Genomic DNA, 12,811 nt, shown 5'->3' on the forward strand with positions numbered 1-12,811 from the left:
AAAATGGAAGCCACTTCTGTAATGGCAGGAGCAATTGCTTCATCAGCAAATCTCCCCGCGAGATAATGCTACTTCTCGTACCGCCGCAGCAAAAACCTCGGACCGGTGCGCATAGTTACGGAACATGTCCAGACTTGCACAGGCTGGAGACAGCAAAACAATATCGCCCTCTTTTGCAACATCTGCCGCTGCCTGCACCGCAAGTTCGAGGCTGTTAAATTCCTGAGTCGCTACCTGCGCTGTAGAAGTTGCCTGACGAATCTCGTCCTTCGCTTTACCAATCAGCAGCAGACTCTTCGCATATCGTCCGACCACATCTGCCAGTGGAGAAAAGTCTTGTCCTTTTCCCTCACCACCGGCAATCAGAATGATGCGTTTGTCGAATCCGTCTGTCTGCTGTCCCAAGCCTTTTAAGGCGGCGACAGTTGCGCCGACATTCGTTCCCTTACTGTCATCAATGTAATCAACACCGCCAACAGTATTGATGAGTTCGACACGATGAGGCTCACCCTTATACTCACGTAAGCCGTGCAGTAAAGGCGCAAATGACAGGCCGATGCCACGGCATAATGCCAGTGCAGCAAGCGCGTTCGCGGCATTGTGCTGACCGCGGATCTGCAATGCATCAGTTGGCATCAGACGTGTGATCAGGCCCGGGATTTCTTCTGCGTCTTTTTTCTTGCGGCGAGTGGTAACGACAGGAACATCTTCTGCCGGAACCGATACCGCCAGCCACCCCATACCATGTTCACTCAAGAGGCCAAGATCACCGATATGCTCAGGCGCATCGACACCAAAACTAATGGCTGTTGATTGCGGTTTCAGCATGCTCATCACTAAAGCATCATCACGATTCAGGACCTGTATCGTCGTCTCACCGAAAATCCGTGCTTTATCTGCACAATAGGCTTGCATACTACCGTGCCAGTCGAGATGATCCTGAGTGATATTGAGCACGGTAGCAACATCCGCATTCAGACTGAATGTGGTGTGCAACTGAAAACTGGATAACTCCAGCACCCATACTTGTGGCAATGCATCCTGCTCTATCACTTCGTACAACACATCAAGAACCGCCGGACTGATATTGCCCGCCATTCGGGTTGTTAAACCAGCGCGTTCACACAATAAGCCGACCAGACTGGTCACTGTCGTTTTGCCATTCGTTCCCGTAATCGCAATGACTTTCGGCTCATAAGCCCGCTCTTCTTTCAGGCGGGACAGGGCCTGAGCAAATAACTCTATCTCTCCCCACAACGGGATATTCTTAGCCTTTGCCGCAGGAATGATGTCCCGCAATTCACGCGCGGGCGCGAGGCCTGGGCTGACGGCGACGAAATCGATATCGTTCAGCAACTCTGCTGAAAATTCACCGGCAATGAATTCGATCTGATCGTTCAGCGCGCGTAACGCCGTTAAACGTTCCGGTGCAGAGCGGGTATCCGCTACACGCAAACGAGCCCCGGCACGCAACAACCAGCGAGCCATTGCGAGACCGGATTCTCCCAGTCCCAGGACTAATACGTGTTTTTCAGAAAAATTCATAAACCCTTACTTCTGCCAGACAAAATAAAAATCAGACTTCAGCGTAACTTCAGTGAAGATAAGCCAACCAGTACCAGCAACATCGTGATGATCCAGAAACGTACAACGACCTGCGTTTCCTTCCAGCCTTTTTTCTCGAAATGATGATGCAGCGGTGCCATCAAAAATAAACGGCGACCTTCACCAAAGCGCTTTTTTGTAAATTTGAAGTAAGACACTTGCAAAATAATCGACAGTGTTTCCGCCACAAAAATACCGCCCATAATGAACAGAACGATTTCCTGTCTGACGATTACCGCCAGCGTGCCAAGCGCTCCACCCAGCGCCAGTGCACCAACGTCGCCCATAAACACCTGCGCCGGGTGAGCGTTAAACCACAGGAATGCGAGACCGGCACCGGTCATCGCGCCGCAGAAAATCAGCAATTCACCGGCTCCCGGGATATGCGGAATCAACAAATACTTCGAGTAACCGATATGACCGGACAGATAGGCAAACAAACCTAATGCTGTACCGACCATAATCACGGGCATAATGGCCAAGCCATCGAGTCCATCCGTGAAATTCACTGCATTACTGGTGCCAACGATCACGCAATATGTGAGTGCGATAAAGCCCCAGACGCCGAGTGGATAACTGATCGATTTAAAAAACGGCACAATCAAATCTGCCTTCGGTGGTAAATCCATACTAAACCCCGATTGCACCCATGCAAACAGCAGCTCAAGAATCTTGGAATTACTTGGTGCAGATACCGAGAACGCGAGATAAAACGCAGCAGCAATACCGATCAGTGATTGCCAGAAATATTTTTCGCGCGAACGCATGCCTTCCGGATCTTTGTAGACGACCTTACGATAATCATCAACCCAGCCGACGGCGCCGTAGCCCAGCGTCACGATCAGCACAACCCAGATAAAGCGATTACTGAGATCAGACCAGAGCAGCGTAGAAACCGCGATCGAAATCAAAATGAGCACACCACCCATCGTTGGCGTACCGGACTTCACCAAATGGGTTTCCATCCCATATGAGCGCACAGCCTGACCAACTTTCATACGAGTCAGCATACGAATCACCGCCGGCCCGGCAAAGATGCCGATCGCCAGTGCGGTCATGGTCGCAAATACTGCGCGGAACGTGATAAAACCGAAGACGCGTAGCAGCCCCAGATCCTGTTTAAAAATTTCTGCCAACCAGAGCAACATGCTAATGAGTTCCTGTTATTTTTTGTTGTGTTGAAGTACCGTCATCCGCCGCCAACAAATGGCTGACAACGCGTTCCATTTTCATGAAACGTGAGCCTTTGACCAATACCGTCTTTTCCTGATGAATACTGTTGTCTAAGGCTCTGAATAAATCCTGTATATCGGTGAAATAGTGTGCCCCGGCATAAGCCTTTGCAGTATGGGCGACCAGATCACCAAGTAAATAAAGCTCTGTAATACCCTGAGCTTTGGCATATTCGCCGATCTCTTTATGAAACTGAGCACCGTTTTCGCCCACTTCACCCATGTCTCCCAGTACCAGAACAGTAGCGCCGCCGATCTGCGTCAGCACGTCGATTGCGGCACGGACAGAATCCGGATTGGCATTGTAGGTATCGTCAATCACCATCGCGCCACAACTGGCTTGCTTACGCTGCAAACGACCATTCACCGGGCTGAAATTCTCCAGACCAGCAACGATGAATTCGTCAGAAATTCCTATCGCGTGGCAGCACGCAGCGGCGGCGAGCGCATTCAAGACATTGTGCTGACCGGCTGCCTGCAAATGAACCTCAGATGGGCGGCCTGCTATATGCATGTTGACTTCACTGCCGAACGGGGTCGCCACAAAACTGGCATGGACTTCGGCATTGCTGTTTAATCCAAAGCGAATAACTTTACGTTGTCCGCGTTCTGCCGCATATTGCTGCCACAACGAACAATATTCATCTTCTGCAGGAACAACAGCAACACCGTCATCTGGCAGCGCTCTTATAGCTGCACCATTTTCTTCAGCGACAGCTTTGACCGTCTGCATAAACTCCTGATGTTCACGCTGGGCGTTATTAACCAAGACGACTGTCGGTAAAGCAACTGAGGCCAGCAAGGCAATTTCCCCGGGATGATTCATGCCCATTTCTATCACTGCAGCCCGGTGCGATGGGGTGAGACCAAGGATAGTCAGCGGTACGCCGATTTCATTATTCAGATTGCCACTGGTCGCTAAACGACATTCGACACCAAAAGCCACGCTCTGAATCGATGAAATCATTTCTTTAACGGTCGTTTTACCGTTACTACCCGTCACACCAATTACCGGCAACATAAACTGTTGTCGCCAGTATCGGCCGATCTCAGCTAATGCCAGTTTGGTATCCGGCACGATGAGTGCAGGTAATGCAAAATGTTCCGGGATCCGTTCTGCCACGACGGCGACTGCGCCTGAATTGGCAACCTGCGCCAGAAAATCGTGGGCATCAAAATTTTCACCACGCAAGGCAACAAACAAATCCCCCGCCTTAATTTTGCGGCTGTCGGTAGTTAAACCTGTCACCGCTGCGTCCGCTGTCATGAGCGCGGATGTCAGCACTGGTTGTAATTGTTGAAGAGTAAAATGCATCAGCTACCTCTCTTCATGTTGCCGCTGGTTGCCACGGTTGCCAGCGCAAGCGCAGCATGCTCTTCATCTGAAAATGGCCATTTCTTACCATTAATATCCTGATAGGCTTCATGCCCTTTACCCGCCAGCAGTACCACATCCTGGTCGGCAGCGTGTTTGATCGCATACAGGATTGCATTAGCACGATCTTCAATGACATGCGGAGTTGTGCTCATCCCAGCCACAATCTGCCCGATGATGAGAGCAGGATCTTCGCTGCGCGGATTGTCGCTGGTGACAATCACGTGATCCGCTTGCTCCGATATCCGTCCCATCTGTGGGCGCTTGCCCGGATCCCGATCACCGCCACAACCAAAGACACACCATAACTGTCCACCGCGCTCATCCGCGACGAGGCGCAACGCTTCAAGAGTCTTTTCAAGGGCATCCGGTGTGTGGGCGTAATCAATCACGACCATGACATGTCCGGCAGTACCGGCCAGTTGCATGCGCCCGGGCACCGGCGGCAATTTTTCTATCAGTGCGACCGCTTTGAGTAAAGGAATTCCTTTACTCAAAAGAACGGCGAGTACACCAAGAATATTGCTGACATTAAACCGCCCGATTAATTGTGTTTTCACGAGAGCAGAGCCAAACGGCGACTCGAGATGAAAACTGGTTCCTGCATGCGTGGTCTTCAGATGACTGGCACTGAGTAAAGAAGCACCTTCGTAAGCTGTTTTTTCTAGGCTGTAAGCCATCAGATTGATATCTGGCCGCGTCTGCTGTAAATGGCTTAACAGATGCATCCCGAAACCGTCATCAAGATTGATGACGGCGGTCGTCAGACCATTCCAGTCAAATAAAATTTGTTTGGCTGCTGCATAGGCATCCATATCACCGTGGTAATCAAGGTGATCTCGGGTCAGATTCGTGAATAAAGCAACGTCAATATGCAAGCCATTCAGCCGTCCCTGATCGAGACCGATGGACGACGCTTCTATCGCCAGCGCCTCCGCACCATTTTTCTGCATCTCAGAAAGCGTGCGCTGCAAACTGATCGCATCCGGCGTTGTAAAGCCTGTTTCCGATAACTGTCTCAATACACCATTGCGATAAACACCGGTACCCAGAGTGCCTATTACTGCGGTGTCACACTTTTCCATCGAGAGCGCTTTTGCCAGCCATTGACTGCAAGAAGTCTTGCCATTGGTACCGGTAACTGCCACGCTGAACATACTCCGGTCAGGATTGTGATACCACTCGTTCGCAATCAGACCAAGTTGCGGCGATAAATCCGGCACGGAAAAATGAGGAACTGAAATTTGCTCATCCCACACAAATGTGTCGTCATCAGCTGCGTCATACACGATCGCAACGGCTCCGCGGGCAACGGCATCTGCAATATATTGACGGCCATCGCCATGATGCGTACGGGCAGCAAAAAACACATCGCCAGTAATGATTTTTGCCGAATTTGAGCACAACTGTGCATCTGGTGCGACTTGCCGCAGCCAGTTAACAATTTCGTTAATGGATATTTTTTTATTGGTCATTACATGCTCTCCTGCACGCTGTTGTCAGGAATGATGCTGGTGACAGATGAATCAGGCGGTACGTTCATGGAGCGCAATACATTCGCGGTGATAGCAGCAAAAACCGGAGCGGCGACAATACCGCCGAAATGACCGCCAGTGCTTGGTTCATCAATCATCACAGCAACGATGACGCGTGGATTGGATACAGGAGCAAAACCGATGAAGTCGCCGACGTATTTATTGACGTAGCGACCGCCTTCTATCTTGTGTGCGGTACCAGTTTTCCCGGCCACGCGGTAACCAGGGACGCGAGCCTGAGTTGCGGTACCGCCCGGCTGTGTGACCGATTCCATCATGGCGCGTAATTGCTGTGCCGTTTTATCGGAAATAACACGCTGCCCTGCAGGCGCTTCGCTGGTTTTTTGAAAGGTGATCGGTATCATGTCACCGTTACGAGCAAAGATCATGTATGCACGGGCCATCTGTAATAGCGATACTGAGAGACCATGGCCGTAACTCATCGTCGCCTGCTCAATCGGCCGCCAATTCTTATAATTCCGCAAACGACCAGCAACTGCGCCGGGAAAGCCAATTTTCGGCTGCTGACCAAACCCTAATGTAGTGAACAATTCCCACATTTCTTTCGGTGGCATTTGCAACGCCATTTTGGCGACACCGATATTCGAAGATTTCTGAATAATCTGAGCAACGGTCAGCACCGATTCTTTGTGGGCGTCATGAATTACAGCCGGGCCTATCGTCATGTATCCCGGAGCGGTCTGAAATACAGTATCGGGAGTAACCCGTCCGGTCTCAATCGCCAGTGCAACGGTGAAGGGCTTCATGGTCGAACCCGGCTCGAACGTATCGGTAATAACACGATTACGCAACTGTGCGCCGGTGAGTACCGAGCGGTCATTCGGGTTATAGCTGGGCAAGTTCACCAGAGCCAAGACCTCTCCGGTGTGCACGTCCAGTACTACGGCGCCTCCCGCTTTCGCCTTGTGTTTTTCCACTGCATCTTTTAAGTGGGTATAAGCGATATACTGAATTTTGCTATCGAGAGACAAGGTCAGCTCTTTACCGTCATGCGGCTCACGAACCGCGCGAATATCTTCGACGATACGTCCAAGTCGATCCTTGATAACGCGACGACTACCTGTCTTACCTGCGAGATTTTTTTCCGAGGCAAGCTCTATTCCTTCCTGCCCGACATCTTCCACATTGGTAAAACCGACGACGTGCGCCATGACTTCACCTTCGGGATAAAAACGCTTGTACTCTTTGCGGGTTTCAACACCAGGAATAGCAAGCGCCTGAATTTTGTCGGATATCTGTGGTTCTACCTGCCGCTTCAAATACACAAACTGGCGATCGGAATCAAGTTTCTTACGTAACTCAGCCTCACTCACATCGAGTAAGGCTGCGAGTTGCCGGATCTTTTCTTTAGGCGCTTCCAGAACATCATCGGGAATCGCCCATATCGCTTTCACGGGCACAGACGATGCCAGCACCTGACCGTTACGGTCAGTAATTTTTCCGCGGGTTGCAGGTAATTCCAAAGTGCGCGCATAACGATTGGCTCCCTGCTTCTGCAGAAAATCCGTCGTCATTCCCTGCAGCCACAACGCCCTCGCGATCAGCGCAAAAAAAGCACCGAATAATAAAAACAACACCAGCCTGGAACGCCAGATAGGCAATTTCACTTCCAACACAGGATTGGAGGAAAATGAAACACCGCGCGAAGCAGCTGTACGTGACATGTTCCCTGCGCGGCTCATTTCAGCTCCACCGCTTTCAGATATTGGGTGCGCGCCGGCGTGACCGGCACCATGTTCAGTTCCTTGCTCGCTGTTTCCTCAATCCGCGAGTGTTTACCGAAAGTAGATTGATCCAGTTTCAATTGCGTCCATTGCAATTCATATTGTTTGCTCAGGCTTTGCTCGCGCTCCAGCTCAATAAACAGGCGCCGTGCCTGATACTGAGAATTGATCAGGGACAAAGCACAGGTAATCAGCGCCACCGCAAGAATAACATTCACACGCGTGATCATTTGAGCACCTCCGGCAAACGCTCGGCAACACGCAGGATCGCGGAACGTGCACGGGGATTCACGGCAACCTCGGCTTCGGAAGGCTTGATCCGGTCCAGCAAGCGCATTTTTGCCTGTGGTAAATCAACCTGACGGATAGGCAAACGCCGGTCCGGCTGCTCCACCTTCACTTTAGAGGCAAAAAACTGCTTCACTATCCGGTCTTCCAGAGAATGAAAACTGATGACAGACATACGGCCGAAAGGCGCCAGAGCCACATAAGCGGCATCAAGACCTATCTCGAGATCTTCAAGCTCTTTATTGACGAAAATCCGTATAGCCTGAAAGGTGCGAGTTGCCGGGTCCTTGCCCTTCTCGCGAGTTTTGACGGCGTTCGCGACAAGTTCGGCAAGTTGTCGGGTTCCAGTAATGGAGTCCGTTTGCCTGCGAGCAACAATCGCCTTTGCAATCTGAAAAGCAAACCGTTCTTCCCCATAATTTTTTATCACCTCCCTGATTTTTTCTTCTTCTGCAATTGCCAGCCATTCAGCGGCGGACATTCCGCGGCTGGTATCCATACGCATATCAAGCGGCCCATCTGAACGGAAACTAAAACCCCGGCTAGCATCATCGACTTGGGGTGAAGAGATACCCAGATCCATCAGAATACCGTCGACTTTGCTGACGCCCAGCTGTTCCAGCGCAGTTGTCATTGCCGCAAAACTGTCATGCACGATATGAAAGCGGGGATCATCGATCTGTGCCGCACAAGCAATCGCCTGCACATCTTTATCAAAAGCGATCAGACGCCCCTGAGGGCCGAGTTGTTGCAGAATCAGACGACTGTGTCCGCCACGTCCGAAAGTACCATCAACATAAACTCCGTTTGCACGGTCACCGGATATGCCGAGTGCATCCACGGCCTCATTCAGGAGTACCGTTGTATGCGTGTATTCTGTCGCCTGCTGTGTCGTCATTGCCCGCGATCAGAACGTAAAGTTGTTTAAGACATCTGGCGCACCAGCCGCTTTCGCGTTAGCTTCATTTTCGGCGAGCTTACCGGCATCCCATATTTCAAAATGGCTGCCCATGCCCAGCATCATGATGTCGCGCTGAATACCAACCGCATTACGCAGTTCCGGTGCCAGCAAAATACGACCGGCACTATCCATATCGACATCAGAAGCATTTCCCAGAAAGATACGTTTCCAGTCACGCGCCTGTATCGGCCAGGCAGCAATCTGCTCACGATGAGATTCCCACGTCGGGCGCGGAAACAGCAACAGACATCCGTCAGGATGGCGGGTCAGCGTGATACGCCCCTCGAATTGTTCGCTCAGGGCATCACGATAGCGGGCAGGAATTGACATTCTGCCTTTCGCATCGAGATTGAGTGCGGATGGACCCTGGAACACGCTTTTACCTTTACCTGGACAAGGATTGATATGACTGATTTTGTGAAGATAAATGAAAAATGGGAATTTACCCCACAAAATTACACTTTTTCACACTGTTTCCCACTTTAGAGGATGCTATCAACGTGGTCAAGTGAAATTACTTATAAAAACAGCACTTTCTTTAATGAAGTCAATGACTTAGCGCAACTATTGCAAAAGTAGTTTTATTCAAATAACTGAATAAAATGAATGAGTTACGAAGGATATTGAAAGTAGCTTGTCAGACGAGACAGAATTAAGACCAGAGAAAACTGCAGAAGTGCATGCTTTACGTTAATTTTGAGGAACTTGTCGTCATGTTTGCCGATATCTCACGACATTGCTTACGACAGAAATAGACGGGAATGAAAAATGGCACTGTTTGCGACAAACGCAAAGCTGGAATTAAGCAGTCTGCGTTTGCAGCAGATGCAAAAATTCTTTTGCGGGAACCGCCTTGCTGAAATAAAAGCCTTGGTACTCATCACACTTAAAGTCACGCAGCGTTGCCAGTTGAGTGTGAGCATCCACTCCTTCTGCTATCACTTTCAGTCCTAGAGTGTGCGCCATCGCGACGATCGCCAATACGATCGCCGTATCATTAGGATCTTCCGGAATATCTTTGATAAACGATCGGTCCACCTTCACACTATCCACTGGAAAGCGCTTCAGATAAGCAAGCGAAGAATAACCTGTACCGAAGTCATCAATCGAGAGGCTGAAGCCCGCTGACCTGAAACCATCCATCAGCACTATTGCCTGTTCGCGGTTATGCATCACCATGCTTTCAGTGATCTCAAATTCAATAGCGTCGGCGGGTACTCGCCAGAAATCGATGATCCCCTTGATTTCATCAAGCAGTTGAGGATCGTTAAACTGAGAGCCTGATAAATTAATCGCAATCCGCCCAAAATCAGCATCAATCTGACGGAAACTCAACACATCACGGCAGGCGACATCGAGCACCAGCATTCCCAGACGACTGATTAATCCGGTTTCTTCTGCCAACGCAATAAAGTCACCGGGATACAGAATTCCGCGCTCCGGATGATCCCAGCGCACCAATGCCTCAGCGCCAACAATTTTCCCGGTCTGCAGTGAAATCTTCGGTTGATAGTAAACAACGAATTCCAGTCTCTCCAGGGCCTTACGCAAACGAGCCTCAAATGCCAGTTGCTCAATTGTGTGTGTATTCATTTCAGACGCATAAAACTGGTAATTATCCTTACCCTTGTTTTTTGCCCTGTACATCGCGATATCCGCATTTTTTAGCAATGTCTGAGCGTCGTGCCCGTCGGCGGGGAAAGTAGCAATGCCGATACTTGCACTCAGCTGACATTCCTGACCATGGATTTCAAATGGTTGCGATGCCTCAAATAACAGCTTGTCTGCGATATCGCCCAGATCGCGCGGATCACTGAACTGATCGACGAGCAGAATAAATTCATCACCACCAACTCTGGCAATAATGTCGGACTCTCTTAAAGCCTGCCGGAAACGCTGCGAGATACTACGCAACACACGATCACCTTCATCGTGACCAAAGGTATCGTTGATGTTTTTAAAGCGGTCCAGATCAAGAAAGAGTACCGCAAGCTGACAACTATTCCGCTCCGCCAGCGCCAGCGCCTTGGCCAGATGCTGATGGTATAAAAACCGGTTGGGCAAGCCCGTCAGCTCGTCATAGTGTGCCAGCTGAAGTATTTTTTTCTCGGAACGTCGGCCTTCAATGGCAATCGTCGCGATCTCGATCATGATGCCAATCAGACTCATGTCGTCATCGCTTAATTTTTGCGAATCCGACAGCAACACTGTGAAGCTGCCTAATATATGACCATGTTTATCCATCAGTGGCCAGGCACTGCCTGAGTTCAGTTTCCCCAGGGTTTCCAGACCATTGACAAACTGCATCGACGGTGCCTGTTGAAAATTATTGAGCTGCACAGGGCAGGCAACGAGTACCGCTTCGCTCCAGATACCACTGCCATGAGTAACTGGCATATCGACTATCTGATCGGACAATACATCCGGAAATCCCTGTCCGACACTTTGAATAAAAGTTCTCTGATCATCTGCCAGTAATTGAATTCCTACACACCAGAACGGGCGCAATTTTTCGACAAAATCACAAACCGAGCTCAGGATAAACAGCGGGTCCTCGTTTGCTCCGATCAGTTGCAGCAGGTGATTCTGCGCTTCCAGCAATTGCTCTGAATATTTCTGGGCGCTGATATCCCGCTCGGTGCAGAGCAACAGCCGCTCGCCGTTCAGCTCTACCAGACTGAGCGTTACTTCGGTATACAGGGTAGCTCCGTTTCTCTCTATGATCGATTCAAATCGCTGCGAAAAACCATCAAAAGCACGTTGTATCAGTTGATCAACCAAGCTATCGTTGTCAGTTTGTGACATGCCCGGTATCGATTGCCTCATCGATGAAAACTCATCCGCTTTATGACCAACGATGTCAGCGCTGCCGCTGACGCCAAACAGGCGGACCGCCGCGGGATTACAATCGACATAGATATGATCCTGACTCATCAGCAGAATCGCATCTTCCGAACCGCTGAACAGCAACCGGTATCTCTCTTCACTTGCCTCAATTCTGAGACGGGTATGATTCAGCTGTTGCACCTGTCTTAACAAAAGCCATGTCAGGGCGAGGATAAGAATCAGTGTCACAGATGTGTACAGCATTTTATGTCTGACCCTGTTCTTCCAGTCAGACAGGATATTCTCAACACTACGTGCATATAACAGCGTCAGCGGAAATCCATCGACTTTCCGGTAGGTATAAAGAAATTCTGCATTCCCATCCTGAATGGCGCCGCCATAGAGTGATCCTTCCCGGGATTGACCGGCGATCGCCGACAACAGAGCTTGCTGATTCAGGCTGCGGTTCAGAATATAGTTATCAGCCGGTGCTCCGATCAGAACGTTTCCGCTGGCGTCATGAAGTGACACCGAGGCCACGCTGCCGCGTGCGACTAACTCATAAAATTCTTGTAAATAATTAAGTCGCATTTGCACTTCAATGATGCAAACCCGCTCACCATTGGGTGCGATCACATTTTTTGCCACCGGCAAGACCCACTGATCAGAACCTGTAAGCTTGACGACTGCGCCCACTCGCAACTGCGTATCAGTGGGATTATTGATCAGCGAAACCACATGCAACTGCGGCGAGACCTGAGATGATGAGGGTAGCTGCGCCAGCCGCTGATCAAGAAATTCAGAAGTGAGATGATGCCCCTTCACATCAAACAGTGAAACGGTAGTCACTAACTGAGAATGATGGCGTTGATTCGACAGAACCTCATAAAACGCTTTTTCCCGCAAGCCTTTGTCAGAAGGATAATTTGCGATCTGTTCGCTGATCGAGTCTGTGAACTGAACCACTTCACTGAATGCACGATTGGCATGTTCTTCAAGAATACGGACGGTGAAATAGCTATCCTGCTCGGCATCGGATAAAGTCAGATTTTTATCCTCTTTAACAGTCCACCAACTCTGCAAAACAACGACCGCAAGAATCAGACAAGTGCAGACGGCAAATATCTTCAGGGGAATAATCCGTTCTTTTTTTTTGCCTCTGTTTTCCATGAGTCTGGAATGATTTATCGTTAATCGGTATTCAGAACTGGTGTTTGCAATGAGCAGACAGAAATATCAGCTAT

General features: G+C 49.9%; 9 protein-coding genes. All 9 read right to left on the reverse strand.

What is annotated here, in order from left to right:
• Window positions 1-42 precede the first annotated feature (42 nt).
• The 9 genes from murD to ACPAOP_RS00920 all read right to left on the reverse strand — a co-directional run bounded on the left by murD (window position 43) and on the right by ACPAOP_RS00920 (window position 12,737).
• Entirely contained in the window at window positions 43-1,545 is a 1,503-nt protein-coding gene (murD, locus tag ACPAOP_RS00880) for a UDP-N-acetylmuramoyl-L-alanine--D-glutamate ligase (protein WP_423708959.1), read from the reverse strand.
• 38 nt (window positions 1,546-1,583) lie between these two features.
• On the reverse strand, window positions 1,584-2,753 hold the full coding sequence (mraY, locus tag ACPAOP_RS00885; protein ID WP_423680801.1) for a phospho-N-acetylmuramoyl-pentapeptide-transferase: 1,170 nt from the start codon (window positions 2,751-2,753) through the stop codon (window positions 1,584-1,586).
• A 1-nt stretch (window position 2,754) separates the two neighbouring features.
• A complete protein-coding gene (locus ACPAOP_RS00890) occupies window positions 2,755-4,152 on the reverse strand; it encodes a UDP-N-acetylmuramoyl-tripeptide--D-alanyl-D-alanine ligase (RefSeq protein ID WP_423708961.1) in 1,398 nt (465 codons plus the stop codon).
• Window positions 4,152-5,687 carry a UDP-N-acetylmuramoyl-L-alanyl-D-glutamate--2,6-diaminopimelate ligase gene (locus ACPAOP_RS00895; protein ID WP_423708963.1) on the reverse strand — a complete coding sequence of 512 codons (1,536 nt, stop codon included), beginning with the start codon at window positions 5,685-5,687 and terminating at the stop codon, window positions 4,152-4,154. The genes ACPAOP_RS00890 and ACPAOP_RS00895 overlap by 1 nt, the downstream gene beginning before the upstream one ends.
• On the reverse strand, window positions 5,687-7,450 hold the full coding sequence (locus ACPAOP_RS00900) for a peptidoglycan D,D-transpeptidase FtsI family protein (RefSeq protein WP_423708964.1): 1,764 nt from the start codon (window positions 7,448-7,450) through the stop codon (window positions 5,687-5,689). Before ACPAOP_RS00900 ends, ACPAOP_RS00895 begins: the two co-directional genes overlap by 1 nt.
• On the reverse strand, window positions 7,447-7,722 hold the full coding sequence (gene ftsL, locus ACPAOP_RS00905; RefSeq protein WP_423708965.1) for a cell division protein FtsL: 276 nt from the start codon (window positions 7,720-7,722) through the stop codon (window positions 7,447-7,449). Before ftsL ends, ACPAOP_RS00900 begins: the two co-directional genes overlap by 4 nt.
• Window positions 7,719-8,678, reverse strand: coding sequence for a 16S rRNA (cytosine(1402)-N(4))-methyltransferase RsmH (gene rsmH, locus ACPAOP_RS00910; protein WP_423708966.1), 960 nt, complete (start codon window positions 8,676-8,678; stop codon window positions 7,719-7,721). Before rsmH ends, ftsL begins: the two co-directional genes overlap by 4 nt.
• Before the next feature lie 9 nt (window positions 8,679-8,687).
• Complete coding sequence (gene mraZ, locus ACPAOP_RS00915) at window positions 8,688-9,116, reverse strand: division/cell wall cluster transcriptional repressor MraZ (RefSeq protein ID WP_423680793.1); 429 nt, start codon at window positions 9,114-9,116, stop codon at window positions 8,688-8,690.
• Window positions 9,117-9,542: 426 nt separating this feature from the next.
• The gene (locus ACPAOP_RS00920; protein WP_423708967.1) at window positions 9,543-12,737 is read right to left on the reverse strand and encodes an EAL domain-containing protein; all 3,195 of its coding nucleotides are present in this window, start codon (window positions 12,735-12,737) and stop codon (window positions 9,543-9,545) included.
• Between the last annotated feature and the right edge of the window lie 74 nt (window positions 12,738-12,811).

Source organism: Undibacterium sp. WLX3042, assembly GCF_049544825.1.
Classification (GTDB): Bacteria; Pseudomonadota; Gammaproteobacteria; order Burkholderiales; family Burkholderiaceae_D; genus Undibacterium.

Coding starts and splice junctions, on each gene's coding strand:
- mraY (WP_423680801.1), bottom strand. CDS start 2,753: ATGTTGCTCTGGTTGGCAGAAATTTTTAAACAGGATCTGGGGCTGCTA.
- murD (WP_423708959.1), bottom strand. CDS start 1,545: ATGAATTTTTCTGAAAAACACGTATTAGTCCTGGGACTGGGAGAATCC.
- ACPAOP_RS00895 (WP_423708963.1), bottom strand. CDS start 5,687: ATGACCAATAAAAAAATATCCATTAACGAAATTGTTAACTGGCTGCGG.
- ACPAOP_RS00890 (WP_423708961.1), bottom strand. CDS start 4,152: ATGCATTTTACTCTTCAACAATTACAACCAGTGCTGACATCCGCGCTC.
- rsmH (WP_423708966.1), bottom strand. CDS start 8,678: ATGACGACACAGCAGGCGACAGAATACACGCATACAACGGTACTCCTG.
- ACPAOP_RS00920 (WP_423708967.1), bottom strand. CDS start 12,737: ATGGAAAACAGAGGCAAAAAAAAAGAACGGATTATTCCCCTGAAGATA.
- ftsL (WP_423708965.1), bottom strand. CDS start 7,722: ATGATCACGCGTGTGAATGTTATTCTTGCGGTGGCGCTGATTACCTGT.
- ACPAOP_RS00900 (WP_423708964.1), bottom strand. CDS start 7,450: ATGAGCCGCGCAGGGAACATGTCACGTACAGCTGCTTCGCGCGGTGTT.